Annotated in this window: 24 protein-coding genes and 2 pseudogenes; 16 read left to right on the top strand and 10 right to left on the bottom strand. The window is 65.0% G+C overall.

The genetic code is table 11. From position 1 onward, the window contains the following. The first annotated feature begins 40 nt into the window (after nucleotides 1–40). Nucleotides 41–1,300, top strand: a complete 1,260-nt coding sequence (gene purD / locus AOT83_RS20065) for a phosphoribosylamine--glycine ligase (protein WP_057965234.1) — start codon at nucleotides 41–43, stop codon at nucleotides 1,298–1,300. A 21-nt stretch (nucleotides 1,301–1,321) separates the two neighbouring features. Beyond that, nucleotides 1,322–1,948 carry a hypothetical protein gene (locus tag AOT83_RS20060; protein WP_057965220.1) on the top strand — a complete coding sequence of 209 codons (627 nt, stop codon included), beginning with the start codon at nucleotides 1,322–1,324 and terminating at the stop codon, nucleotides 1,946–1,948. Here AOT83_RS20060 and AOT83_RS20055 read toward each other — a convergent pair. Then, complete coding sequence (locus AOT83_RS20055) at nucleotides 1,945–2,754, bottom strand: alpha/beta hydrolase (protein WP_030094192.1); 810 nt, start codon at nucleotides 2,752–2,754, stop codon at nucleotides 1,945–1,947. The genes AOT83_RS20060 and AOT83_RS20055 overlap by 4 nt on opposite strands. 63 nt (nucleotides 2,755–2,817) lie before the next feature. Next, entirely contained in the window at nucleotides 2,818–3,624 is an 807-nt protein-coding gene (locus AOT83_RS20050) for a hypothetical protein (protein WP_030094193.1), read from the bottom strand. A 98-nt stretch (nucleotides 3,625–3,722) separates the two neighbouring features. Between AOT83_RS20050 and AOT83_RS20045 the strand changes: the two genes are divergently transcribed. From AOT83_RS20045 to AOT83_RS20030, 4 genes are all read left to right on the top strand, one after another. Further along, the gene (locus AOT83_RS20045; RefSeq protein ID WP_234797653.1) at nucleotides 3,723–4,838 is read left to right on the top strand and encodes a pyridoxal phosphate-dependent aminotransferase; all 1,116 of its coding nucleotides are present in this window, start codon (nucleotides 3,723–3,725) and stop codon (nucleotides 4,836–4,838) included. Nucleotides 4,839–4,907: 69 nt separating this feature from the next. Continuing rightward, on the top strand, nucleotides 4,908–5,591 hold the full coding sequence (locus AOT83_RS20040; protein WP_030094195.1) for a TetR family transcriptional regulator: 684 nt from the start codon (nucleotides 4,908–4,910) through the stop codon (nucleotides 5,589–5,591). A 9-nt stretch (nucleotides 5,592–5,600) separates the two neighbouring features. Beyond that, nucleotides 5,601–7,019 (top strand): adenylosuccinate lyase, encoded by a 1,419-nt coding sequence (gene purB / locus AOT83_RS20035; RefSeq protein ID WP_057965218.1) that lies wholly within the window; start codon nucleotides 5,601–5,603, stop codon nucleotides 7,017–7,019. Between the two features lie 3 nt (nucleotides 7,020–7,022). Next, on the top strand, nucleotides 7,023–8,255 hold the full coding sequence (locus AOT83_RS20030) for a cytochrome P450 (protein ID WP_057965217.1): 1,233 nt from the start codon (nucleotides 7,023–7,025) through the stop codon (nucleotides 8,253–8,255). 14 nt (nucleotides 8,256–8,269) lie between these two features. Here AOT83_RS20030 and AOT83_RS20025 read toward each other — a convergent pair whose 3' ends face one another. Further along, entirely contained in the window at nucleotides 8,270–8,896 is a 627-nt protein-coding gene (locus tag AOT83_RS20025; RefSeq protein WP_030094198.1) for a hypothetical protein, read from the bottom strand. A gap of 18 nt (nucleotides 8,897–8,914) precedes the next feature. Here AOT83_RS20025 and AOT83_RS20020 point away from each other — a divergent pair, with 18 nt between their 5' ends. The 3 genes and pseudogenes from AOT83_RS20020 to AOT83_RS20010 all read left to right on the top strand — a co-directional run bounded on the left by AOT83_RS20020 (nucleotide 8,915) and on the right by AOT83_RS20010 (nucleotide 12,759). Continuing rightward, nucleotides 8,915–9,808: a phosphoribosylaminoimidazolesuccinocarboxamide synthase gene (locus AOT83_RS20020; RefSeq protein WP_030094199.1), complete on the top strand. Its 894-nt coding sequence runs from the start codon at nucleotides 8,915–8,917 to the stop codon at nucleotides 9,806–9,808. Continuing rightward, nucleotides 9,805–11,934 (top strand): S9 family peptidase, encoded by a 2,130-nt coding sequence (locus AOT83_RS20015; protein ID WP_057965216.1) that lies wholly within the window; start codon nucleotides 9,805–9,807, stop codon nucleotides 11,932–11,934. The genes AOT83_RS20020 and AOT83_RS20015 overlap by 4 nt, the downstream gene beginning before the upstream one ends. 4 nt (nucleotides 11,935–11,938) lie before the next feature. Further along, nucleotides 11,939–12,759: pseudogene (locus AOT83_RS20010) on the top strand (SDR family oxidoreductase). Here AOT83_RS20010 and AOT83_RS20005 read toward each other — a convergent pair. Beyond that, nucleotides 12,752–14,155, bottom strand: coding sequence for a sugar porter family MFS transporter (locus AOT83_RS20005; protein ID WP_030094202.1), 1,404 nt, complete (start codon nucleotides 14,153–14,155; stop codon nucleotides 12,752–12,754). The pseudogene AOT83_RS20010 and the gene AOT83_RS20005 sit on opposite strands and share 8 nt — an antisense overlap. Before the next feature lie 67 nt (nucleotides 14,156–14,222). Between AOT83_RS20005 and AOT83_RS20000 the strand changes: the two genes are divergently transcribed. The 3 genes from AOT83_RS20000 (at nucleotide 14,223) to AOT83_RS19990 (ending at nucleotide 17,328) form a co-directional block, all read left to right on the top strand. Beyond that, on the top strand, nucleotides 14,223–14,711 hold the full coding sequence (locus AOT83_RS20000) for a glutathione peroxidase (RefSeq protein WP_030094203.1): 489 nt from the start codon (nucleotides 14,223–14,225) through the stop codon (nucleotides 14,709–14,711). Between the two features lie 72 nt (nucleotides 14,712–14,783). Continuing rightward, on the top strand, nucleotides 14,784–15,488 hold the full coding sequence (locus AOT83_RS19995) for a DUF2334 domain-containing protein (protein ID WP_057965215.1): 705 nt from the start codon (nucleotides 14,784–14,786) through the stop codon (nucleotides 15,486–15,488). Nucleotides 15,489–15,669: 181 nt separating this feature from the next. Then, on the top strand, nucleotides 15,670–17,328 hold the full coding sequence (locus tag AOT83_RS19990) for an FAD-binding dehydrogenase (RefSeq protein WP_030094205.1): 1,659 nt from the start codon (nucleotides 15,670–15,672) through the stop codon (nucleotides 17,326–17,328). Nucleotides 17,329–17,406: 78 nt separating this feature from the next. Here AOT83_RS19990 and AOT83_RS19985 read toward each other — a convergent pair whose 3' ends face one another. Beyond that, nucleotides 17,407–18,057: an MBL fold metallo-hydrolase gene (locus AOT83_RS19985; protein ID WP_030094206.1), complete on the bottom strand. Its 651-nt coding sequence runs from the start codon at nucleotides 18,055–18,057 to the stop codon at nucleotides 17,407–17,409. 51 nt (nucleotides 18,058–18,108) lie between these two features. Here AOT83_RS19985 and purS point away from each other — a divergent pair, with 51 nt between their 5' ends. Together purS and purQ are read left to right on the top strand one after the other, a co-directional pair. Then, entirely contained in the window at nucleotides 18,109–18,348 is a 240-nt protein-coding gene (gene purS, locus AOT83_RS19980) for a phosphoribosylformylglycinamidine synthase subunit PurS (protein ID WP_030094207.1), read from the top strand. Continuing rightward, nucleotides 18,345–19,019 carry a phosphoribosylformylglycinamidine synthase subunit PurQ gene (gene purQ, locus AOT83_RS19975; protein WP_030094208.1) on the top strand — a complete coding sequence of 225 codons (675 nt, stop codon included), beginning with the start codon at nucleotides 18,345–18,347 and terminating at the stop codon, nucleotides 19,017–19,019. Before purS ends, purQ begins: the two co-directional genes overlap by 4 nt. Before the next feature lie 80 nt (nucleotides 19,020–19,099). Here the strand turns inward: purQ and AOT83_RS19970 are convergent, their stop codons facing one another. Both AOT83_RS19970 and AOT83_RS19965 read right to left on the bottom strand, forming a co-directional pair. Then, nucleotides 19,100–19,897 carry a family 1 encapsulin nanocompartment shell protein gene (locus tag AOT83_RS19970; protein ID WP_030094209.1) on the bottom strand — a complete coding sequence of 266 codons (798 nt, stop codon included), beginning with the start codon at nucleotides 19,895–19,897 and terminating at the stop codon, nucleotides 19,100–19,102. Next, nucleotides 19,894–20,901, bottom strand: coding sequence for a Dyp-type peroxidase (locus AOT83_RS19965; RefSeq protein WP_030094210.1), 1,008 nt, complete (start codon nucleotides 20,899–20,901; stop codon nucleotides 19,894–19,896). Before AOT83_RS19965 ends, AOT83_RS19970 begins: the two co-directional genes overlap by 4 nt. 42 nt (nucleotides 20,902–20,943) lie before the next feature. Between AOT83_RS19965 and AOT83_RS19960 the strand changes: the two genes are divergently transcribed. Beyond that, nucleotides 20,944–22,212 (top strand): M18 family aminopeptidase, encoded by a 1,269-nt coding sequence (locus AOT83_RS19960; RefSeq protein WP_030094211.1) that lies wholly within the window; start codon nucleotides 20,944–20,946, stop codon nucleotides 22,210–22,212. Here AOT83_RS19960 and AOT83_RS19955 read toward each other — a convergent pair. Together AOT83_RS19955 and AOT83_RS19950 are read right to left on the bottom strand one after the other, a co-directional pair. After that, entirely contained in the window at nucleotides 22,202–23,020 is an 819-nt protein-coding gene (locus tag AOT83_RS19955; protein ID WP_057965214.1) for a maleylpyruvate isomerase family mycothiol-dependent enzyme, read from the bottom strand. The genes AOT83_RS19960 and AOT83_RS19955 overlap by 11 nt on opposite strands. A 19-nt stretch (nucleotides 23,021–23,039) precedes the next feature. Next, entirely contained in the window at nucleotides 23,040–24,053 is a 1,014-nt protein-coding gene (locus AOT83_RS19950; protein ID WP_057965213.1) for a hypothetical protein, read from the bottom strand. 85 nt (nucleotides 24,054–24,138) lie between these two features. Here AOT83_RS19950 and AOT83_RS19945 point away from each other — a divergent pair, with 85 nt between their 5' ends. After that, on the top strand, nucleotides 24,139–24,567 hold the full coding sequence (locus tag AOT83_RS19945) for a DoxX family protein (protein WP_030094214.1): 429 nt from the start codon (nucleotides 24,139–24,141) through the stop codon (nucleotides 24,565–24,567). On the opposite strand, the pseudogene AOT83_RS19940 reads toward AOT83_RS19945, so the two are convergent. Next, a pseudogene (locus AOT83_RS19940) lies at nucleotides 24,564–25,613 on the bottom strand (hypothetical protein); the annotation flags it as partial. The gene AOT83_RS19945 and the pseudogene AOT83_RS19940 sit on opposite strands and share 4 nt — an antisense overlap. Between the last annotated feature and the right edge of the window lie 49 nt (nucleotides 25,614–25,662).

Raw genomic sequence — 25,662 nt, 5'->3', positions numbered from 1 at the left:
CAGGCATACCCAAGCCGATAGGGTGACGCGTATGGAGTCCTTGCGTGTCTTGGTTCTTGGGTCCGGTGGCCGTGAACACGCTCTGTTGATCGCCCTGAAGCGTGACCCGCACGTGGACTACCTGGCGGTAGCCCCGGGTAATGCGGGGACCTCAGCGGTGGCCGAACAGCATGCCGTCGACATCAGCTCCGGTGCCGAGGTCGCGGCGTTGGCCGCCAAGCTCAACATCGACCTCGTGGTGATCGGGCCCGAGGTGCCGTTGGTACTGGGCGTGGGTGACGCTGTTCGCGCGGCGGGTATCGCGTGCTTCGGCCCTTCGGCGGCCGCCGCTCGCATCGAGGGTTCCAAGGCCTTCGCCAAGGACGTCATGACGGCTGCGGGCGTGCGTACCGCGCGCAGTGAGATCGTCGACAACCCAGCGCATCTGGACGCCGCGCTGGACCGGTTCGCGAGCGAGCCGGCCTGGGTGGTCAAGGATGACGGGCTGGCCGCGGGTAAGGGTGTGGTGGTCACCGATGATCGCGCCGCGGCCCGCGCCCACGCCGCCAGCCTGCTCGACGACGGACATCCGGTGCTGCTGGAGTCCTTCCTGGACGGCCCCGAGGTTTCGCTGCTGTGCATCGTCGACGGCGAGACGGTGGTGCCGCTGCTGCCCGCGCAAGACCACAAACGGGTCGGTGACGGCGACACCGGTCCGAACACCGGCGGCATGGGCGCCTACAGCCCGCTGCCCTGGCTGCCCGATGAGACCGTCACCGATATTGTTAACACCATCCTCAAACCCGTTGCCGCTGAACTTGTTAAGCGTGGCAGTCGATTCTCTGGCGTGCTGTACGCCGGCCTGGCGATCACTTCGAACGGCCCCTCGGTCGTCGAATTCAATTGCCGCTTCGGTGATCCTGAGACGCAGGCGGTGTTAGCGCTGCTGGAATCACCGCTGGGGCAGCTGCTGAATGCCGCCGCGACCGGAACCCTCCCCGACTTCGGCCCGCTGCGCTGGCAGGACGGCAGTGCCGTGACCGTCGTGCTGGCCGCCGAGAACTATCCGCTGCGTCCGCGCACCGGCGATGTGATCACCGGCTCGGAGGCCGAGGGTGTCCTGCATGCCGGGACGGCCCGTCGGGAAGACGGGGCCGTCGTGTCCTCGGGTGGGCGGGTGCTTTCCGTTGTCGGCACCGGCAAGGACCTGCAGGCCGCACGCGCCGACGCCTACGCAAAGATCGAGGCAGTTCGCCTGCCCGGCAGTCACTTCCGTACTGATATCGGATTGGCTGCTGCCGAAGGGCGTATCAGCCTCTAGGGGGATGGCAAGGGGGGATCGGTGGCACGTCGCAACTGGTATGCGCTGGGCGCGGTGGCGCTGGTGCTCGCCGTGATCGTGCTGTTGGTGATCACCTGGCGGTCGAACCGATCGCAGGCGGTGCCGGCCCCGTACATCCACGAGCTGTCGTTGTGTACGGCCGTTTTCGCCGTGGCGGAGCGCGCAGAATCCGAGTACGAGGACTTCTCGAAATTGACGAGGAATCGCACGTGGTCATGGGAGGACCCGCGGGTCGGGCCCGCTGCCTCGGCGTTCAGCACGGCGTTGCGGCGTGAGGCAGAGTCTTTACGGACGCTGATGCCGGACGATCATGCCGACCATGGACTGACTCTGGAGGCGGACATCCGCGGCATGGCAGAGAACGATGTTGTGCTCGCCGACAAGCTCGCCCGCCGTGACGGGCTCCTTTCGGTCGACGCATTGGTTCTCCGCTACGAATTCGCGCATCAGTCGGCGGCCCGCTCCTGCGACATAACCCGTGACTTCGAAGCCATCAGGCAGGAACAAGTACGCCAGTGCGAAGGACGCCGGTCGGGGTCGGTTGCCAATTGGTGGACGATGAGCTGCGTTCAGGAGCCTATAGAGCCCTCGACGACCTTCGAGATCCCGCCTAACCCGGGGCTTTAGGCGGCCAGGATCGGTGCGATCCAGCCCAGCGCGAGTGGGACCTGCGACAGCCAGTACCCGCCCTCGTGTGCGCCCGGACCGAAATCTCCGGCCGGGGGCGCCGCCAGCTGCTCGGCGAAAACCTTACTGGCCGTGTAGAACCTGTCGTCATAGCCGGACGACACCCACACCGGCAGCCCGTTGAGCTGAGGCCGACCGAAAACCGAGTTCTCTTCCCAGTTCTCCTCGTTGTCAAAGGCGTCAGCGGTGGCCTCGGGGTAGGACAGCCATATCGACGGGGACACCGCGGCGACGGCTGCGGTTCGGGGTCCGCCCAGACGCGCACCGTTGAGCAGCGCGCCATAGCCGCCCGCGGACCAGCCCATGAAGGCCACCCGAGAGACGTCGAGGCCCTCCTGCTCGGCGAGCATCGGCAGGAACTCGTCGATGATCATCGCGCCGGGGTCGTCGCCGTTCTGATGCGGATGCCAGTAGCTGTTGCCCCCGTCGATCGCGGCGACCGCGAAGGGCGGCGCCCCGGCGGCGACCAGATCCCCGAGCATCCGCTCATATCCCCAGTAGATGGTCCGATCGGCGTTCTCGTCGCGGCCGTGCAACATGATCACCGGACGCACGGGCCAGTCGACTCCGGGTGGTCTGGCTACCTTCCATCCGGTGGGAGTGCCTCTGCGGGCCTCGGAGATGAAGGAACCGCTGGTGACATCGGCCGCGGCCCGTGCGGGTGCCGCGAGCGTCGGAAGAAGCGCAGCACCGGCCCCGAGCGCGGCACCCATCTGCAACAGGCGACGTCGGCTCATTTCGGTCACGGGATCGATAATGCCAGCGGATGGCAAACCCGTCGAGGTCCAGCCAACAGCGGGAGAACAGCCCTACGCGGTGAGCAGCGGCGACATCCACGCGAGCTCGGCGCCGATCTGTGAGCTCCAGAACGAGCCATCGTGACCGCCGGGGCTGAAGCCGCCCGCAGGTGGTGTCGGAAGCTGGGCGATGAACTGCTTGGTGGCGCTGTAGAACGGATCGCTGTCACCGCAGTCGATGCGCAGCGGAATGGAGTTCAGTGCGGCCAGCCCCCATACCGAGTTGGCGGCGTAGTCCTCGGGACCGTCGAAGGCGCCGGGTGCGGCGGCACCGGAGGACGTCCACAGCGCCGGGCTGACGGCGGTGATGGCGGCAGTTCGGCCGGCGCCCAGGCGTGAGCCCAGGAGCATGGCGCCGTATCCGCCCATCGACCAGCCCAGAAATGCGACACGCGAAGTATCGAGTCCCTGCTCGGCCAGCAGTGGGATGAATTCGTCCAGCACCATCGCCCCGGAGTCCTCACCCGAGGACCGCTTGTGCCAGTAACCGCCGCCGCCATCGACGCTCACCAGGGCGAAGGGCTTGGCTCCCGCCGTGACGGCCTGCGCCAGCATGTTCTCCACGCCGCCCTCCATGACTCCGGCGGCGGTCTGTCCCTTGCCGTGCAGCGCGATGATGGGCCGGATGGGGCCGGTTACCCCGGGTGGCCGGGCGATACGCCATTCGGTGCGGACACCGCCGCGCGCCGCCGAGACAAAGGAGCCCGCGGCAATGGCGCCGTCGGCATGGGCAGGGAAAGCCCCCAGACCGGCCAGTGCGGCACCGGCACCGGTTGCCGCGCCGAGCTTGAACAGGGAGCGTCGAGACAGATCACGCATGGGGACATCATGCCGGTTCCGTCCAGATCCAGATATTCGATACCGTCGCAGCCGTGGTAGGTCTCTCGCGGCGCTCGGACGTTCCGCCGTTCTATGTCATGGACGTGCTGACGGCGGCCGCCGCACGGCAGCGCACGCACGGGGACATGATCTCCCTGGCCGCAGGGCAGCCGTCGACCGGCGCACCCGCTGTGGTTCTCGATGCGGTCCGAGAGGCTCTCGGCACGCAGGTGCTCGGATACACCGAAACACTCGGGTTGCTGGAACTGCGTGAGGCGATCGCCGGGTACCACCGCGAGCGTTCGGGTATCGAGGTCGAGGCGCAGGACGTCGTCGTCACCACGGGATCCTCGGGCGGATTCACGCTGTTGTTCCTCGCGGCCTTCGATGTGGGCGATGCGGTCGTGATGACCCGGCCCGGTTACCCCGCATACCGTAATTGTCTTGCCGCGCTTGGCTGTCGGGTTGTCGAGATCGACTGCGGGCTCCAGACGCGTTACCAGCCGACGGTGGCGATGCTGGAAGCATTTTTGCAGGAGGAAGGTCGACCCCCTGCCGGTCTCATCGTCGCCAGTCCTGCTAACCCAACCGGCACCATCATCGACGCGAGGGAGCTGGAGGCCCTCGCGCTGTGGTGTGAAGCCAACGGCACACTGCTGATCTCCGACGAGATCTACCACGGGCTGTCCTACGGCGATCAAATGACTTCCAGTGCATGGGAATTCAGTCGAGAATCGGTGGTTATGGGCTCGGTGTCCAAGTACTTCTCGATGACGGGTTGGCGGTTGGGCTGGATGCTGGTGCCGCGCCGGTTCCTGCGTGCCGTCGACAGACTGTCCTCGAACTTCACAATCTGCCCGCCGGCTGTTTCGCAGTACGGTGCGCTGGCGGCGTTCAGCCCCGAGGCGCGCGTCGAGCTCGACGGGCATGTGCGCCGGTATGCGGCGAACCGGACGCTGCTCATCAGCGGTCTTGCCGACGCGGGCATTACCAAGATCGCGCCGCCCGATGGCGCGTTCTACGCGTATGCCGATATTGAGCACCTGACCGGTAATGCCAAGCAGTGGTGTGCGGACCTGTTGGCGCGCACTGGGGTAGCCGTCGCGCCCGGCATCGACTTTGACACCGTGCGTGGTCACCACACCATCCGCCTGAGCTTCGCCGGCAGCACAGATGCGATCGAGGAGGCTCTGGTGCGACTCGGCCGGGCCTGATGTGGCCGCTTGCATGAGATAGCGCAAAACGCCCGTGGGGACGCGTCTCTGCTGGCAGCATGACATGACGTGACAGTCAGGCAACAGGTCGAGGTGTTCCCCGAAGGGAATGCCGCGCACCGTCCGCAAGCCACCCCGAAGGGGGAACGACGACGGCGGGCGTTGATCAGTGCTGCCGCTGATCTGTTGCGGGACAATGGTATTGATGCGGTTCGGCATCGGGCGGTGGCGCAGCGTGCCGGCCTGCCATTGGCCTCGACCACGTATTACTTCTCCTCGTTGGAGGACTTGATCGCGCGAGCTGTCGAACACGCGGGAACCCACGAGCTGGAACAGATCCAGGAACGGCTGTCGCTGGTTCAATACCGGCGCCGCGGAGCTGCCGCCACCGCCGAGGCGGTGGTGGAGCTGTTGTTCGGCACGCCGGGTTTCGGTGGCGGGGAACAGCTGGTGTCGCGGTACGAGCGTGAACTGGCGTGCAGTCGCCATCCCGAACTGCGCGAGGTGCAGCAGCGTCTCCGGGAACAGCGCGACGATGCCGTGGCCCAGGTGGTGCGCCGGTCCGGTCGGTCCATCGATAACGTCCGTGTCGCGGTGCTGATTTCGACCATCGATGGGGCGATGGTGGGTGCGCTCACCGAGGCGGCCAGTAGTCCACAGGCGACTGCCACGGCGATGCTGGTGGACGTCATCGATGTGCTCGCACCGTTGGAAGTGGAACAGCTGGCTGAGTCGATTTCCTTCCCCCCATAGACTCTGGTTGTGCAAATCCCTAACGTCCTGGCATCCCGGTACGCGAGCGATGCCATGGCAGCGCTCTGGTCGCCGCAATCAAAGGTGCTGTTGGAGCGCCAGTTGTGGATCGCTGTGCTGCGCGCACAACGCGATCTCGGCATCGACGTTCCCGACGGCGTTATCGAGGATTACGAGCGCGTGGTCGAGAAGGTTGACCTGGACTCCATCGCCGCCCGCGAGCGTGTCACCCGTCACGATGTCAAGGCTCGTATCGAGGAGTTCAATGCCCTCGCCGGGCACGAGCACATCCACAAGGGGATGACGAGCCGCGACCTCACCGAGAACGTGGAGCAGCTGCAGATCCGGCGGTCGCTGGAATATGTGCATGCTCACGGTGTCGCGGTGGTGGCGCGGCTCGCGCGTCACGCCGTCGAATACCGGGATGTGGTGATGGCCGGACGCAGTCACAACGTGGCCGCACAGGCCACCACCTTGGGTAAGCGGTTCGCATCGGCGGCCGACGAGACGTTGATCGCGCTCACTCGGTTGCGTGAGCTTCTCGACCGGTATCCGCTGCGTGGGATCAAGGGTCCCATGGGTACCGGGCAGGACATGCTCGATCTGTTCGACGGGGACGTGGTCAAGTTGGCCGCGTTGGAGCAGCGTATTGCCGAGCACCTCGGGTTCTCGGCTGCTCTGACCAGCGTTGGCCAGGTGTATCCACGCTCTCTGGACCACGATGTGGTGTCCGCGCTGGTGCAGCTCGGTGCCGGCCCCTCCTCACTGGCGCACACCATTCGGCTGATGGCCGGGCACGAGCTGGTCACCGAGGGCTTCGCGCCCGGGCAGGTGGGTAGCTCGGCGATGCCTCACAAGATGAACACCCGCAGCTGTGAACGGGTCAACGGCTTGCAGGTGATTCTGCGTGGGTATGGCTCCATGGCTGCGGAACTGGCTGGGGCGCAATGGAATGAAGGCGATGTGTTCTGCTCGGTGGTGCGGCGTGTGGCGCTGCCCGATGCCTTCTTTGCCATCGACGGGATGATCGAGACGTTCCTGACCGTGCTCGACGAGTTCGGTGCTTACCCGGCGGTGATCGACCGGGAGCTGCGTCGCTATCTGCCGTTCCTGGCGACCACCAAGGTGCTGATGGCTGCGGTGCGCGCCGGGGTTGGACGCGAAGAAGCCCACGAGGTCATCAAGGAGCATGCCGTCGCGACAGCGCTCGCCATGCGTGAAAAGGGCGCCGAACCAGACCTTTTGGGCTTGCTGGCCGAAGATCCGAGGCTGCCGCTGGACGCTGCGGCCCTGGAAGCCGCGCTGGCAGATCGGGCCTCGTTCACCGGTGCCGCAGCCGACCAGGTCGATCGGGTGGTGGCCGATGTTTCCGCGCTTGTCGACGCCTACCCCGAGGCCGCGGCCTACAACCCGGGTGCCATTCTGTAGTTCATGGGCTGCGCGGCTCTTCGTGGCATAGACCTGACCGACCTGGACAACTTCGCCGGCGGGTTTCCGCACGCCCTGTTCGCACAGCATCGGCGCGAGGCGCCGGTGTACTGGCACGCGCCCACCGAGAACACCCCGGACAACGAGGGCTTCTGGTCGGTGGCCACTTATGCGGAAACCTTTGAGGTGCTGCGTGATCCGGTGATGTACTCATCGGTGACCGGGGGTGACCGGCCCTACGGCGGCACCCTCATACAGGACCTGCCGATCGCCGGGCAGGTGCTCAACATGATGGATGACCCGCGACACCGCCAGATCCGCAAGTTGGTGAGCTCCGGACTGACCCCACGCATGATCCAGCGGGTCGAGGATGACTTGCGGATGCGCTGCCGGGCGCTCGTGGACGCGGTGCAGCCGACCGTGCCGTTTGACTTCCTTGTCGATATCGCCGCAGAGCTGCCCATGCAGATGATCTGCATCCTGCTGGGGGTACCGGAGTCTGAACGGCACTGGCTGTTCGAGGCAGTTGAGCCCAGTTTCGACTTCGGCAAGTCACGGCGCTCGCACGTCACCAGCTCTTTGGGCGATCCCAGCTCCGTTATGTATCAATATGGTTCGGAGTTGGTTGCAGCGAAACGTGCGGCACCCGCCGACGACATGTTGTCTGTGGTTGCCAATGCGACGGTCGATGATCCGGAAGCGCCCGCGCTGTCGGACGCCGAACTGTATCTGTTCTTCTACCTGTTGTTCAGTGCCGGTGCCGAGACCACGCGCAATGCCATTGCCGGTGGCCTGTTGGCACTGCTGGAAAACCCCGGCCAATTCCGTTCCCTGCGTGAAGATCTTGCCCTGCTACCGACGGCTATCGAGGAGATGCTGCGCTGGACCTCGCCGTCACCGTCCAAGCGCAGGACGGCAACCGCTGATGTGATGTTGGGCGGGCAGCAGATCGTCGCAGGACAGAAGGTAGTGGTCTGGGAGGGCTCGGCGAATCGCGATGCGCTGGCTTTCGACCGGCCGGACGTCTTCGACATCACGCGCAAACCGAATCCTCACTTAGGCTTTGGACAGGGCGTGCATTTCTGTCTGGGGGCACATCTGGCTCGTCTGGAGCTGCGAGTGGTGTTCGAGGAGCTGCTGCCGCGTTTTGCGTCATTGCAACTGGCCGGGCCGGTGGAATGGACGCGCAGTAACCGGCATACCGGTATCCGCCATCTGCTTGTGGCGGCCTCCTAACGCGCCGTGATCGGCTAGGAGGTGCGCCAGGCTTTCGGTGTGCTGATACCCGAGGCCCTCAATTCGATGGCCGCCAGGCCCCGCATCGACGCGGTGTCCTGAGCACGCCAGGCCGCCACCGGATCGGGCGTGACCACCGCCAGCTTCTTCAGCGGCCGGTTGGCGAGTGCCCGCAGGGCCAGCAGCTGTTCACCGGCGGGGGTGGCCGCCAGCTGTACCGCGACCAGCTTGCGGCGAAAGAACCTGATCCGCAAAAAGATCCACGGCCCTGCGAACGCCAGAATGGGAGGCGCGGCGACGGCGATCGCCAAAACGATCGCCAGCCAGGTCGCAGTGGTGTCCAGATTGTGGCCGGCCCCGGCCAAATCGGCGGCCGCCTCGCTGGCCGCACGCAACGGTCCGCCCACCTTGTCGCCCACCAAGGGGATCCGGTGTGCGCTGTCGCCGGCGGAGTTCAGATTGTCCGAAATACCGTCGGCGCCGTCCTTCACCTGCCGGCCTACCTCGGCGATCGTCGACACCGCGGCGTGCACAGCAAGCCCGACGAACACCCAGATCGTGCTCCAGATCGCGACCGCTACGTCGCTGAACAACTGGCCGAGCAACCGTCCCGGTCGGGTCGAGTAGGGCAGGAATCGCATGAATCGTAGGATGGCACGATGCGTCCTCCGCTGTCCGATTACCAGCATGTGGCCAGCGGAAAGGTCCGTGAGCTGTACCGAGTCGACGACGAGCACCTGCTGTTTGTCGCCACCGACCGAATTTCCGCATTCGATTTCGTCCTGGACACGCCAATACCGGACAAGGGGCGCATCCTCACCGCGATGAGCGTCTTCTTCTTCGGGCTGCTGACCGTGCCGAACCATCTGGCCGGACCGCCCGATGACCCGCGCATACCCGAGGAGGTGCTGGGCAGGGCACTGCTGGTGCGCCGGCTCGACATGCTCCCCGTGGAGTGTGTGGCACGTGGATACCTCACCGGGTCCGGACTGCTGGACTACCAGCGCACCGGTGCGGTGTGCGGTCACGTGCTGCCACAGGGGCTCGGTGAGGCCAGTCGACTGGATCCGCCGTTGTTCACCCCGGCGACGAAGGCCGACATCGGAGAGCACGATATGAATGTCGATTTCGCCGCCGTGGTGGATCTTGTCGGCGGCGTGCGCGCCAACCAACTGCGCGACGAGACGATCAAGATCTACACCAGGGCCGCAGCACACGCCCTGCACAAGGGAATCATCTTGGCCGACACAAAATTCGAGTTCGGTGTCGATATCGAAGGCACCCTGGTGCTGGCCGACGAGGTGTTCACCCCCGACTCGTCGAGGTACTGGGACGCGGCCAACTACAAGGCAGGTGTGGTGCAGGACAGCTTCGACAAGCAGTTCGTGCGCAACTGGCTCACCGGTCCCGAATCGGGATGGGATCGCGCGTCGGATACTCCGCCGCCGCCATTGCCCGAGGCGGTGGCGGTAGCCACCCGCGAGCGGTACATCGAGGCATATGAACGCATCTCGGGGCTCAGCTTCGCTGATTGGATCGGCCCGTCGGCGTGAGCGGGCCCGTACGCCCGCCCACCGCGAACCGCATCGACACCCTGCGCGAGTACCACGGGGATACCTTCGTCGATCCGTACGAATGGATGCGCGCGAAGGAGAGCCCAGAGGTCATCGCGCACCTGGAGGCAGAGAACGCCTACGTCGATGACCAGCTTGGCCACCTAGAAGGCCTGCGCAACAGCATCTTCGGCGAGATCAAGTCCCGCACCAAGGAGACGGATCTCTCGATTCCCACTCGGATGGGGCAGTGGTGGTACTACGCCCGAAGCTTCGAGGGCAAGCAGTACGGTACTCATTGTCGTTGTCCGATAGGCGAATCCGTCGGAATCGACAGCTGGCGGCCTCCGGCGCTGGATCACGATGTTCCTGGCGAGCAGATCCTGCTCGACGGCAACGTGGAAGCCGAGGGGCACGACTTCTTCTCCCTGGGAGCTGCGACCGTCAGCCCCGACGGAAACACGTTGGCCTACTCGGTCGACGTCGTCGGCCACGAGATGTACACCCTGCGCTTCAAGGATCTGCGGACCGGCCAGATGTACCCGGACGAGATCACCGACATCGGTGCCGGCGCAACCTGGGCGATGGACAGTCGCACCCTGTATTACCCGGTGATCGATGAAGCATTCCGGCCCTACGCTATTCGCAGGTACACCTTGGGTAGTGATACGGAGCCCGTCGAGGTGTTCTCCGAGCCGGACGAGCGTTTCTGGATCGGCGTGGGCCGTACCCGTAGTGACCGCTTTGTCGCCATCAGCGTGCACTCGTCGGTGACGTCCGAGATCCTGATCGGCGACGCCGAAGACCCCGCGACCACCTTCTCTCCAGTCTGGCTGCGCCGCACCGGTATCGAATACACCGTCGATCATGTTGTGGTCGGCGGTGAGGATCGGCTCCTGATCCTGCACAACGACGGAGCGGTGAACTTCGCGCTCGCAGACCTACCGTGCGCCGCGGTCGCCCAGGGACCAGCCGACCCGGCACTGGCCCGCACCTTGATCGCCCATCGTGACGATGTGCGCCTGGACGGTGTCGAAGCCTTCGCCGAGCGTTTCGTGATCGGCTATCGCCGAGAAGCGCTGCCACGCATCCAGGTATGGCCGATTGAGGCCGACGGATACGGTGCGCCGCAGGAGGTCGAGTTCGACTCGGAGCTCATGCTGTCCGGTCTGGGCGACAACCCAGAATGGAACTCGCCGCTGCTGCGTGTGGGTTGCACATCCTTCATCACGCCGACGCGGGTGTACGACCTCGACGTACACACCGGGGAACGTACGCTGCTCAAGGAACAACCCGTTCTCGGCGGTTATCGCCGGGAAGACTATGTGGAGCGACGGGAATGGGCGGTGGCCCAGGACGGCACCCGGATACCGCTGTCGGTGGTTCATCGCACGGACACTCGTGAACCGGCGCCGACCATCCTCTACGGGTATGGCGCCTACGAGATGTGCGAGGACCCGCAGTTCAGCATTGGACGCCTCTCGCTGCTGGACAGGGGAGTGGTGTTCGTCATCGCCCATGTGCGCGGTGGCGGTGAGATGGGCCGCCTCTGGTACGAGGACGGCAAGATGCTGCACAAGAAGCACAGCTTCACCGACTTCGTAGCGGCAGCACGACATCTCGTTGATGCTGGAATTGCGTTGCCGGATAGGCTCGCGGCCTGGGGCGGGAGCGCGGGCGGTCTGTTGGTGGGTGCCGCCGTGAACCTGGCGCCAGAACTGTTCGCCGGGGTGCTGGCGCAAGTGCCCTTCGTGGATCCGGTCACCACAATCTGTGACCCGACGCTGCCGCTCACCGTTACCGAATGGGACGAGTGGGGAAATCCCCTGGAAGACAAGGATGTATACGACTACATCAAGTCGTACTCGCCATACGAGAACATCCGTGCCACCGAGTATCCGACCATTCTCGCGATGACGTCACTGCATGACTCGCGGGTGCTGTACGTCGAACCTGCCAAATGGGTCGCCGAGCTGCGGCACACGACTACAGGCGATCGCCCCATCTTGATGCGCACCGAGATGACGGCGGGGCACGGTGGTATCAGCGGACGCTATGAGCGCTGGAAAGAAAGCGCATTCCAACTCGCCTGGGTGCTCGATGTTCTTGGTGCCGTGAAGGAGTAGTCGGTTGTCCGACGAAGTCGTCGTTGTCACCGGCGCTGGCGGGATGGGCAAGGTCATCGCCCGCCGCCAGGGTATTGGTAAGACCCTGGTGATCGCGGACTACAACGAGCACGCACTGCGAGCTGTCGTCGACGAGCTGAAGACCGATGGACACAACGTCATCGGGCACCGCGTTGACGTCTCCTCTCGCGAGTCGGTATCCGGGCTCGCCGCCGTCGCCGCGGAGCTTGGGCGGATCACCCAGGTGGCGCACACCGCCGGTCTCTCTCCGGCGCAGGCCCCGGCACAAGCCATTCTGGCCGTCGACCTGGTGGGGGTGGCCCTGGTTCTGGAGGAGTTCGGCAACGTCGTGTCCTCCGGCGGCGCGGGCGTGGTGATCGCCAGCATGGCCGGCCATATGCCCATGGAACTCTCGGCCGAGCAGGAGCGGGAACTGGCGGGTACCGGCGCCGAGGATCTGCTCGCGTTACCGTACGTTCAGAGCATCGAGTATCCCGCGGTTGCCTACCAGTTGTCGAAGCGCGCCAACCATATTCGCGTGCGAGCACTTGCCGGCAATGGGGTGCGCGCGGCGCCCGGCTCAACTCGATCAGCCCGGGGGTGGTGTCCACCAAGATGGGACATCAGGAACTCGCCTCGGAGACCGGTGCCGTCACCAAGGCCATGATCGACGGATCGGCGACCAGACGGATCGGCACGTCCGACGACATTGCCGCGGCAGCGGCCTTCCTGCTCGGTACCGAGGCGTCGTACATCACCGGGACCGATCTTTTGGTCGACGGAGGAGTGGTCGCCGCGGTGCGGTCCGGCCAGCTGTTCAGTTGATGGCCGACTCCATGTCTTCCAGTGTCCGGCCCTTGGTTTCGTTCACCCAGCGCGCCACGAACACCAGCGACACCACCGCGCAGATCGCGTAGAACCCGTAGGCGATTCCCAACGAGTCGCGCAGCGCGGGGAAGCTGACGGTCACCAGCCAGTTGGCAGCCCAGTTTCCGGCCGTGGCCACTCCCATGGCCGCCGCCCGGATTCGGTTGGGGAAGATCTCGCCGAGCAGCACCCACACCACCGGGCCCCAGGACATTCCGAACGCCACGACAAACAGGTTGGCAGCCACCAGCGCAACGGGTCCGGCGACGGGTCCCAGGTGCGGCTTGCCGTCCAGGACGGTGGCCGAACTGAAGACGATTGCCATCGTGCTGAGCGTCACGGCCATCCCGGCCGAACCAATGAGCAGCAAGGGCTTGCGGCCCACGCGGTCGATCAACGCGATGGCCACCAGCGTTGTGGCGATGTTCGTGATGGAGGTGATAACCGTGATGGTGAAGGACGAGCTCTCGCCGAATCCGACGGCCTGCCACAGCACATTCGAGTAATAGAAGATCACGTTGATGCCTACTAGCTGCTGGAATACCGCCAGCGCCACACCAACCCACACGATGCCGTACAGACCACCGGTGGGCTTGCGTAGATCACGCCACGAGGGCGCGGTGCTCTGGTCGAGAGTTTCCTGGATTCGGGTGATCGTGATGTCCAGGTTCTTCTCCCCGAGCAGCCTCGTCAGCACCGTGCGTGCCTCAGGAATTCTGTGGGTGGCAACGAGATAACGAGGTGACTCGGGGATGGTGAAGGCCAGCGCGCCGTAGACGAGCGCCGGCAGTGCCATCGCGAGAAACATCCAGCGCCATGCCGGGAGGCCCAACCACAATTCACTGCGCGATCCACCCGCGATATGCGCCAGCAGCCAGTCGACGGTGAGGGACAGGAAGATGCCGGTGACGATTGCCAGTTGTTGTAGAGAACCCAACCGGCCACGGATGTTCGACGGCGAGGTCTCTGCGATGTAGGCCGGTGCGATCAGCGAGGCGACACCCACCCCCACTCCGCCGATCACGCGAAAGATGACGAGCAGCTCGATGTTGGTGGACAGCCCGGCGCCGACCGCGCTCAGCAGGAACAGTGCGGCGGCGATCTTCATGACCGCCACACGCCCGATCCTGTCGGCCACGCGTCCGGCCGTCATGGCACCGGCAGCGGCCCCGAGCAGGGCGGAGGCGACCGCGAATCCCAGCTCCGCGTCCCGGATGGCGAACTCGTCCTGGATCGCCTGTACGGCGCCGTTGATGACCGCGCTGTCGTACCCGAAGAGCAGTCCGCCCAGCGCCGCCACCGAGGCGATCCGCAGGGCACTGCGACCTGAGGAGAACTCGTCCTCCTCGCTCATATGACCTCCCGCAACGTTGCGTAATGTGCGAACAGTCAACCATCGCAACACCGGTAACGTGGTGAGCATGTCCGATCTCGCCTCCATCCCGTTGACCGCACTCGACGGCGCAGAGCTGTCACTTGCCGATTTCGGTGATAACGCCGTGCTGGTCGTCAACGTCGCGTCCAAATGTGGCCTCACCCCGCAGTACGCGGCTCTGGAAAAACTGGCCACCGACTACGCCGACCGTGGCCTGACAGTGCTGGGCGTGCCGTGTAACCAATTCATGGGGCAGGAGCCCGGGACGGCGGAGGAGATCCAGACGTTCTGCTCCACCACCTACGGGGTGAGCTTCCCGCTGCTGGAGAAGACTGATGTCAACGGTGAGAGCCGCCATCCGCTGTACGCCGAGCTCACCAAGACCGCTGATTCCGAAGGCACCGCCGGGGACGTGCAGTGGAACTTCGAGAAGTTCTTGATCGCGCGGGACGGTTCGGTGGTCAACCGGTTTCGGCCGACGACGGTGCCGGATGCTCCCGAGGTGATCGCGGCCATCGAGAAGGAGCTGGGGTAGCGCGCCGGAGCGTTCTTTTCGATGCGGGGTGTCTGACACCTTGCGTACATCTGGAGTTGCCACACTGGCGGCATGGCAGGACAGCTGCTGGTATCGGTGTCGGGAATCTGCGATCGCACTCTCGACGAGATCGCTGTATTTACTGAGGAAATGGATAAGCGGTCGATTCCGCTGTCGTTCCTCGTGTCCCCGCGCTTGAAGGGCAAGTACCGCCTCGTGGAGGACCAGCCGACGGTCGACTGGCTGGCCGCACGCCGGTCGCGGGGCGATGCCATCGTCCTGCACGGATACGACCAGGCGGCCACCAAGAAGCGTCGCGATGAGTTCGCCGCGTTGCCCGCACACGAGGCCAACCTGCGTCTGATGGCGGCCGACCGTGTGATGGAGCAGACCGGCTTGCGTACGCGCCTGTTCGCGGCACCGGGTTGGATGGCCTCGGCCGGCGCAGTGGAAATGCTGCCGCGCAACGGTTTCCGTCTGAATATCGGACTTTCCGAGATCACCGACCTGGTCAATGGCACCTCGGTGCGGGCTCGGGTGCTGGGTATCGGCGAGGGATTCCTCTCCGAGCCCTGGTGGTGCCGGATGCTGGTGCTCTCGGCCGCGCGGACCGCGCGCCGCGACGGTGTGGTGCGTGTGGCCATCTCGGCCAAGCACCTTCGTAAGCCCGGTCCGCGGCAGGCCATGATCGACGCCATCGACCTCTCGCTGCTGCACGGCTCGGTTCCGGGCGTTTACGAATGGTCGCCCAAGCAGGTGTTGCACAGCGTGGCCTAGTGGCTACAGTTTGCCCAGTCTCTTACTCGGGAATCGTGGCGATCGCCTCGAACTGCGATTTCGACGGAAGCTTCAACGGCATGCCGCATGTGCTGCCTCGACGCGTGGGACATGGCTTTGTGCTTTCACCGCAAGGTAGTTGGACCTTTTAATCGTCAATCGACCCCGCTACGGTGAACCGGTGAGTGACGCGAGTTCCGATGTCATCGTCGTCGGCGCAGGTCTTGCCGGATTGGTGGCGACCTGTGAGTTGGTGGACCGCGGCAAGAATGTCGTCATCGTCGAGCAGGAGAACGCCGCCAATCTGGGCGGGCAGGCGTACTGGTCGTTCGGAGGCCTGTTCTTCGTCAACAGTCCTGAACAGCGTCGCCTGGGCATCAAGGACTCCCACGAGCTGGCTTTGCAGGATTGGCTCGGTACCGCCGGCTTCGATCGGCCGGAGGACCACTGGCCTCGTCAATGGGCACACGCGTATGTCGACTTCGCCGCAGGCGAGAAGCGAAGTTGGCTGCGCGCCAGGGGGTTACAAACATTTCCCGTGGTGGCGTGGGCCGAACGCGGCGGTAAGGACGCGTTGGGGCCGGGCAACTCGGTTCCGCGATTCCATATCACCTGGGGCACCGGGCCTGGCCTGGTGGAGATCTTCGCCCGGCGTGTGCTCGCCGCTGTGGACCGGGGGCAAGTGCGCATCGCCTACCGCTACCAGGTCGATGAGCTGATCGTCGAACAAGGAGCCGCAGTGGGTGTCCGGGGCACCGTGCTGGAGCCTTCCACCGACGCGAGGGGCATCGCTTCCTCGCGAACAGCAGTGGGAGAGTTTGAGTTCCGCGCGCAAGCCGTGATCGTGACCAGTGGCGGCATCGGGGCCAACCACGATCTGGTGCGGGCCAACTGGCCAGAGCGGATGGGACGCGTTCCGGAGCAGCTGTTGACCGGCGTGCCCGCGCATGTCGACGGGCGCATGCTCGGGATCTCGGTTGGTGCGGGCGCCCATCTGATCAACCGTGACCGCATGTGGCATTACACCGAGGGCATCACCAACTACGACCCGGTCTGGCCGGGTCACGGGATTCGCATCCTTCCCGGTCCCTCATCACTCTGGTTGGACGCCAATGGATCTCGAATCCCTGCGCCCTTGTTCCCCGGATTCGACACCTTGGGCACGTTGGAGCACATCTGCCGTAGCGGGCACGACTACTCGTGGTTCATCCTGAATGCGCGGATTATCGCCAAGGAGTTCGCACTGTCGGGGCAGGAGCAGAATCCCGACCTCACGGGCAAGGATGTGCGGGGGGTGCTCCGGCGTGGCAAGGCCGGCGCGCCCGCGCCGGTACAGGCGTTCATCGATAAGGGCGTCGACTTCGTCAGTGCCACGAATCTGCCCGATCTGGTCGCCAAGATGAACGCGCTGCCGGACGTCACCCCGCTGGACTACGCGACGATCGCTCAGCAGGTAACGGCACGCGACCGTGAGGTGGCCAACCCCTTCGGCAAGGACCCGCAGATAGCCGCCATCCGCGCCGCCCGGGGGTATCTCGCCGATCGGATTGTCAGGGTGGTGGCTCCGCACCGCCTCACCGATCCCAAGGCGGGTCCGTTGATCGCCGTCAAGTTGCATATCTTGACCCGAAAGACGTTGGGCGGCTTGGAGACCGATCTGGATTCGCGGGTGTTGCGTGCCGACGGAAGTTGCTTCGAGGGCCTGTATGCGGCTGGAGAGGTCGCCGGATTCGGCGGCGGCGGCGTGCACGGATATCGCGCCTTGGAGGGCACGTTCCTGGGTGGCTGCATCTTCAGCGGACGGGCCGCGGGCCGGGGCGCCGCCGAGGATATCGGCTAGGGTGCTCACCGAAACCGGGGTTCTGGCGAAAATGTGCGAGACGATCCCGCCACAACCTCGGTTTCGGCGCTGAAGGGGTTAGAACACCACCGCGTCCTCGTGCGGCAGCACCTGGAAGTCGGCGTCAGACATCTCGCGAAACCGCGTGTAGAAGAACGGGTATGCGGCCTCCTGCAGGATGCCCTGGTGGATCGGCACCGCCCGAGCAGGGTTGACCGCGCGCAGGTATTCGATGGCCTCGGACACCTTCATCCACGGCGCCGCCGCCGGTAGTGCCAGCACGTCGACCTCCTCGCCGGGAGTGAAGAGCGCGTCGCCCGGGTGCATGAGCCGCGCGGGATGGCCGGCGTCGCCGATCAGATACGAGGTGTTGTCGATGAGTGGGATCTCCGGATGGATGACCGCGTGCTGCCCACCCACCCCACGCACACTCAGATCCGCGACGGTGAAGCTGTCACCGGCATGCACCGCTTGCCACGGCTCGCCCAGCTGCGCTGCCGTCATCGGGTCGGCGTACAGCGCGGCCCCCGGGTTGGCGTCGACCAGCGCGGGTAGCCGTGCCAGGTCCACATGGTCGGGATGCTGATGGGTGATCAGGATGGCCGACAGGCCGGTGATGCCCTCGAATCCGTGCGAGAAGTTGCCCGGATCAAACAGCAGGGTCGTGCTCCCATTTTCAGACGGAAATTCTGCCAGCAGGCACGAATGCCCGAAGTGGGTCAGCTGCATGAAGGGGAGTCTAGGCGGGATGTGTCCGGGCCCACACGGTAAAGTCAGGCCGTGGCCCGAGTCGTCGTAAACGTCATGCCGAAACCCGAGATCCTGGACCCGCAGGGGCAAGCGATCGTGGGCGCACTCGCCCGCCTTGGCTATGCCGGTGTGGCAGACGTCCGGCAGGGCAAGCGCTTTGAGTTGGAGTTCGAGGGCGAGATCGGTGACGCCGATCTCGAGTCGATCGCCGAGGCGCTGCTCGCCAACACCGTCATCGAGGACTGGGAAATCGTGCGGGAGTCCGAATGACCCCACGCATCGGTGTCATCACGTTCCCCGGCACCCTCGATGACGTCGACGCAGCCCGTGCGGCCCGGCTCTCCGGTGCCGAGGCGGTCTCGTTGTGGCACGACGATGCCGACCTGAAGTCCGTCGATGCGGTGATCGTGCCCGGTGGCTTTTCCTACGGCGATTACCTGCGTGCCGGGGCCATCGCTCGGTTCGCCCCCGTGATGCGTTCCGTGGTTGACGCCGCCGCACAAGGCCTGCCAATCCTGGGGATCTGCAATGGTTTCCAGGTGCTGTGCGAAGCAGGCCTGCTGCCTGGTGCATTGACACGTAACGCCGGATTGCATTTCGTATGCCGCGACGTATGGCTGGGCGTCGACGCCAACAACACGGCGTGGTCGTCTCGGTACGACAAGGGTGCCGACATCCTGGTGCCACTGAAGTCCGGTGAAGGCCGGTACGTGGCCTCCGATGAGGTACTCGACGAGTTGGAGGGCGAAGGCCGGGTGGTCTTCCGCTACCGCGAGAATCCCAACGGGTCGATGCGCGATATCGCGGGGATTTCCTCGGCCAATGGCCGCGTGGTGGGGCTCATGCCGCACCCGGAGCATGCGACCGAGCCGCTGACCGGCCCGAGCGATGACGGGCTCGGCATTTTTTACTCGGCGCTCGACGCCGTGCTCAGCGCCTGATTTCCTTCGCTGAATGTCGACCTTCTGTTGAGAACTGCGGGTAAGGCGCTCCGAAAGTCGACATTCGGCGAGAGAAGGGTCTAGGGCAGCAGTGCGACCGAGGCCTCGGCGGTGTAAGCCAGGAACGTCAGGGTCTCCTGAAGGTACAGCTGCACGCTGTCGGCGTCATGGGACAGGTAGCCGATGGTGACATCGGTGCCCAGCTGCAGATCGAAGTCGCCGCCGCGGCAGCTCAGCACGAACGCACCATCGATCGCCGGCGCCCAGAGGATTTCCCCGGTGACCAACCGGCGGAGATGCTCGCGGATCGGGTAGCCGCGATCGGAGGCCTCGCTGACCTTTGTGTACTCCTCAGCCGACAGCAGCACCGAGTACGGGCCGTCGACACCGGCCAGACGCAATTCCGACAGCGCCTGCGCAACGATGTCGGGGTACTCGCGGACATCTTCGGGGAGCTTGAGTTCGGGATTCGAGCTCGACTCACGGATGCCGACGATCGAGGCGGCGGGATATCCCTCGAAGATGGCGCGGTCCTCGGCGAACGCCAGCTTTTTGGCCGCCACCTTGACCGGGTCCCAGTCGGAGTCCTGGGAGCCGCGTTCCACGTCGTCGATGGCCGAGCGGCTGATGGTGAACGGAACACGCAGTCGTACAAGCGGTTTACTCTCGCGCAGATGCGCCTGGACGCCGTCGGCGGGTGCGGCCACGTCCAACAGGTGGCCGGTGCTCACCGCCGCGCTGGAGGGGCCGCCCGGCTCACTGACATCGACCACACGGCGTCCGGCGATATGGCGTTTGAAGGTGCGGGTGGCCTCGGTCTCGATCTCCGCCCACGCCTCATCCGTGATCGGGGCGAGTTCGCGATACAGGTTGTTCATGCCGACGTTCCTTTCAGGCTGCCGATGGATAGGGACCCTTGGTACTCAGTGGATTTCGCGGCTACCTGGCTGGGCAGCGGTGGCGGAGCGTCGAGGAAGTCCGCGGACGGTGCGAAGAACAGCCCGCCGGTGACCGCGGTCGAGAAGTCCAGGATGCGGTCGGTGTTCCCCGGGGGATCCCCGACAAACATGTTGTGCAGCATGCGTTCCGTGACATCCGGGGTGCGTGAGTAAGCGATGTAGTACGTCCCGAACTCGGCCTTCCCCAGCTCGCCGAACGGCATGTTGCGCCGCAGGATCTGCAGCTCGTTGCCCTCGTCGTCCTCGATGACATTCAGGGCCACATGTGAATTCGAGGGTTTGACGGCATCGTCGAATTCGATGTCGTCGAGCTTGGTACGCCCGATCACCTTCTCCTGCTCGTCGACCGGCAACGCGCTCCAGGCGGCCATATCGTGCAGGTATTTCTGGATATGCACGTAGCTGCCCGCGGCGAAGTCGGCATCCTCGGCGCCGACGAGGGCTGCCGACGCGGCTTCCTCACCATCGGGATTCTCGGTGCCGTCGACAAATCCCAGCAGGTCCCGGTTGTCGAAGTACTGAAAGCCGTGTACCTCGTCCACCACGGTAATGGCACCGGCCAGCGTGGCCGTAATGCGCGTGGCCAGCTCGAAGCAGCGGTCCATAGTGCTGGCACGGATGTGGAACAGCATGTCACCAGGTGTCGATGGTGCGGTGTGTCGCTCGCCACGCACCTCCTGAAACGGCCACAGCCGAGCGGGGCGCGGCCCGGAAAAGAGGCGGTCCCAGGCGTCCGAGCCGATTGCCGTAACCAGCGACAATCGCCGTGCCGGGTCGCGGAATCCGATGGCCTTAGCCAGGCCGGACAAGTCGGGCAATGCAGCGTGAACTGCCTGTTCGGCTCCCACGTCGACAGTCACCACCAGGAAAATGGCCGACGAAGACAGCGGTTCCAGAACAGGCTGTGGCACGGGATCGGTCACGCTTCGACCCTAGACCCAATCCAGTCAGCCATCATGGGAAGCGTGACCGCGACCGCATCAGGACTGTGCCAATTCATCGACGCCTCACCGTCTCCGTTTCACGCGGTGGACACGGTGGCACAGCGACTCCGCCAGGAAGGCTTCACCGAGCTGTTCGAGGCGCAGCGTTGGCCGGGGCACTCGGGTGACTACTTCACGGTGCGGTCGGGGTCGATCGTGGCCTGGCGCGGTGTCGACATGGAAGACGACAACGCGGCCTTCCGGGTGATCGGGGCGCATACCGATAGCCCGAACCTCCGGGTGAAGGCCAATGCCGATCGCGTGCAGGCGGGTTGGCCCATGATTGCCCTGGAGCCCTATGGCGGGGCATGGGTGCAGACCTGGCTGGACCGCGATCTGGGGCTCTCCGGAAGGGTGCTGGTGCGTGACGGAGATGCGGTGCGGTCCACCCTGATTCGCATCGACCAGCCGATCCTGCGGGTGCCGAATCTGGCGATTCACATGGTCAGCGCCGAGGAGCGTAAGAAGTGGGTGATCGACCCCCAGTGGCATGTGAATTCTGTATGGAGCGGCGGGAAGAGCTTTGACGAGTTCATTGCCGGACAGCTGGGGGTCGCCGCGGCCGATGTTCTCGGACGCGATCTCATGGCGCACGACCTGACCGCCGCGGCGCTCATAGGTCCCGACGAGAGCCTGGTCAGTGCCCCGCGTCTGGACAATCAGGCCAGCTGCTACGCCGGGCTGGAGGCGTTCCTTGCCGCCGAGTCCAGCTCGACGATCGTGCTTGCGCTCTTCGACCATGAGGAGATCGGCTCGGTGTCCGGTCACGGCGCCCACTCGGACCTACTGTCGACAGTTCTGGAACGGATCGTGCTGTCCAGCAACGGCACCCGAGAGGACTTCCTGCGGCGTGCGGCCGCCTCGCTCATGGTCTCGGCCGATATGGCGCACGCCACTCACCCCAACTACCCGGATCGGCACGAACCGGGTCATCAGATTGGCGTCAATGCCGGGCCGGTGATCAAGATTCATCCCAACGTTCGGTATGCCACCGATGGCCGGGGTGCGGCGGCATTCGCGCTGGCCTGCGAGCGGGCCGGCGTCCCATATCAACGGTACGAACATCGGGCGGATATGCAGTGCGGCTCCACTATTGGCCCGTTCGCGGCCTCACACACCGGCATCGTCACCGTCGACGTCGGTGCCGCCACGCTGGCCATGCATTCGGTGCGTGAACTGATGGGTGCGCACGACGTTCCGATGTACTCCGATGCGCTGCAAGCGTTTCTGGAGCTGCCCGCTACATCGTGAAGCGCAGGTTGGCGATGATGTGCCAACCTAGGTCCGGATCACCGTCCAGGGTGAATCCGTCGCGGCTCGCGCTGGCTCGCCCACCCAGATGACGGGCGAACTCGCAGGTGTCTGCGGTGAGCGTCACCTGCGGCGCGCCGGAGAGCGTCGAGACGATGCGGGCCCGGTCGGGGATTTCGATATCAATGTTCTGTGCACCAATTCCGGTGAGCACGAAACGTATCCGGCTGCCTTGGGGTGCACCCGCTCGCTTTCCGACCAGGAACGGCAATGCGTTGATCAGCTCGGTGAGGGCCGGCGTCGCTGCCACCGGGTCTGCCGGTGCGGGCATCCCGAGGCTGTCACGCACATCCAATTCGTGCATCCAACAGTCGAAATCGCGGATCTGCATGAACCGGCCGTAGCTTTCCGGCCCCACCGGTGTCGATGTCTCAGCGTTGAACTGCTCCTGAGACAGGCCCTCCAGGACGGCAAGGCGCGCGCTGGTCACGCTGCGTAAGTCGTTCAGCACCGCCACGGGCGGCAGCTTGCGGTAGTAGGCCAGCCACCGTTCGTTGAGGACACCGACGGGATTGTGCACATGTGGGAGATTGGCGACGGCCTCATCAGTGCTTGGGATCGGGTCTCCGGACAGCAGGCGTTCGGTACCCACCACGTGCGCGATGACATCCTTGACCGTCCACCCCGGCAGCACCGACGGAGCGGCCCATTGCTCATCGGTCAAGGTGGCGCCGAGCTCGTCCAACGCGGTCCACTCCGCGGCCAGAGCGGCGACGACGGGGTTCTTGGCGACGATCGTGACGGTCATGGTGCGAGCCTACGAGAAGTCAACGCGGGCAGGTTTCGAATTGAGCGCGCAGTGCGCTCTGCAGGTTCACATCGGGGGCAGTCCGGGGCTGAGGCTCCCGCACACCCGCGGAGCAGCGTCCGGGACGGACCGTGATCTGGGCATCGTCGATTGTGTACGCGGTCGCCGTTCCCGACTTTCTGATCAGCTGAAGCTGTTCTTCCGCAACGCGATCCACGTTTCGGCCGGCCGGCTTGTTGAGTCGTATTCGATTTCGGTCCGGCTGATCGCGGTTGCCCGGCAGCGGGCCCAGATTGAATGCGCCGTGGACGGGCGCGATGGTGTCCAGGGCCTCCCACAAGTCCAGTTGTGCCGCGGTCGGCAGACCGTGGCCCGATCGGATGCTGGGTGGATCGTTGGAGTAGATGAAGGAGTTGGTGACCACCCAGTCGCTGGTGGAGCCGGGGAAGTCGGTGCCGAGCCTGCGCACTGCTGTGGCGAATTCGGTGGCGCCCATGTTGTCCGGCCGCCGATCCTTGCCGTCGAACAACGTGACATTGAGGCTGGTGCCGGCGGGTCGGTCGTAGGTGGACGGCGATGCCCAGCCCGTGATCTCGTATCCATATTCGCCCCGGGAGAGCTTCAGCCAGTCCTGCCACGGGGGCTCCGGGGTAGCCGCCGCCGGCCGCAGTTCGACATACATCGTGGAATCCAGGTGATGGCCCTCCGGCCAGCGCCTCACATTGAGGGTCGCATTTAAGGACCGGAACGCGCGGGAATCGTGGATCTGCTGCGTGAAGGCGTGCGTCAGTGCGGAGAGCTGATCGGCGGACGCCTCGCCGCGGACGTAGACGTCGAAGGTGACGCTGGTAGGCCCGAAGCCGCCGTTGCGACTCACGGTGTGGGACACCGACGACACCCCAGCGAGCGGTCGCAGCGCGTCATCGATACGGTCGGCTGTCCGCGAGCCGGTGAAATCGCAGCCGGCGACCAAGGATGCGACGCTGAGCACCAGAACGCCAAGCGCGCCGCCGCACCGGCCGAACATTCCCATGGGTGGAGTATGGCGTCTCGGTGCGCCTCGGTGCCCTTGTCGGTCGACATCAATACTGTTGAAGGGTCGATATGAGAAGGGACCCGTGATGGCCGAGACCAAGAGTTTTGTGTCGAGCGTTAACGCCGCATTCGCGGCCCGGACGCCACCGGAGAAGATTGGTCTCGCGCTGACCGCGATCATCGTGCTGTTCCTGTTGGCCGACGCCGTACCAAAGATCTTCGGGGCGCAGTTCGCGCGTACCGCGACGGAGGCGCTGGGCTTCCCGCCCTATCAGACGGCGCTGATCGGCTGGGTGCTGCTGGCGTGCACTGTCGTGTTCGCCATCCCGCGTACCGCGGTGCTCGGCGCCGTCGGGCTGACGGCCTACCTGGGTGGTGCGGTCACCATCGACATGCACGAGGAGGCGTGGTTCCCGGTCGTCTTCGCGATCGGCTTCGGATTGTTGATCTGGGCGGCCCTGGCGCTGCGCCGACGCGAGCTGCTGAAGGTGTTGATCGGGGCAGATCACTAGGAGCAGGTCTCGAACCACTGGCGGAGCTCGTTCTGCAACGGGAACCCGGTATCGAACTCTGGCGAGCAGCCGCCCACAACAACCGATAGCGTGTCCTTGCCATACGTCGCCTCGTACTTGACCCGATGCTGATACGCCTTGAGCAGCATCAGCTGGCTCAGTGCGGCGCTTCGCCAGGCAGTCTCACCGCTGCCCGGGAGCGTGACGGTGACCAATGACTTCTGGTCGGTGGTGTCCGAGTCCCTGACGAGGTTCATCTTCACTGGTGCAACGGCAGAGAGCGCTTCCCAGAGACCGAACTCGGCGTCGGTGGGTAATCCGCGCGAGGTACCGAGTTCCAGATCGTTTCCGTGTGCCGGTGTCTGTCCGCCGGTGCCGGTAGCGGTCCATGCTGCCTCGCGCAGGCCCGGAAAGTCGGTGGCAACACGGCGGAAGAGTGACGAGAAGTCTTGTACGCGGGCTTGTCTCGGCTTCCCGTCGGACCATCGGGCTAACGCCACCGTGATCTGTTTGCGCGACTGACCCTTCACATGGCTGGTGTTCACGCGGATGTCGTTTCCGTAGTGCCCCCGGATGAGCGCCCGCCACTCTTGCCAGTTGGGCACGGGTTCGGCACTTTCCATGTCGGTGGTCTCGGAGATCCCACCGCAGTAACGGTCCGGCTGAGCGACGGTGGACGGGCAGTCGTTGATGGTCAGCCGGACGTTGACATGTGCATGGCCGGCCCCGGCCTTCTCTACCTGATGACTGAAGACTTCCCAGATCGCAGTGAGCTGTTCCGGCGTGATCTCTGGCCGGACGTTGGCGTCCAGGTACACCGTGAATGTGTCGTACCAGCCGATTGAGAAGCTGTGACTGGTGCTCTCCACACCGGGCAGGCCGTTGATCGCCTGGGCGATCGGGCGAGACGGGTCGGGCTGACCTGCCGCACAGCCGCCGGCGGCCAGCAGCCATGAACCCGTCAGGATCCCAACTGCGACCAGCAAAGCTGCACGGAGCACTTTCCAAGTATGACGGGCCTGGTCGGAAAGCGTGGAGAACCGCGCGCTCTGTGCATGATCGCGAATCCGGCCAAGCCTATCCACCCTGCCGATA

It is taken from the genome of Mycobacteroides sp. H001 (assembly GCF_001440005.1).
In the GTDB taxonomy this organism is placed as follows: domain Bacteria; phylum Actinomycetota; class Actinomycetes; order Mycobacteriales; family Mycobacteriaceae; genus Mycobacterium; species Mycobacterium gwanakae.
This window is presented reverse-complemented; position numbering and strand designations above follow the sequence as displayed.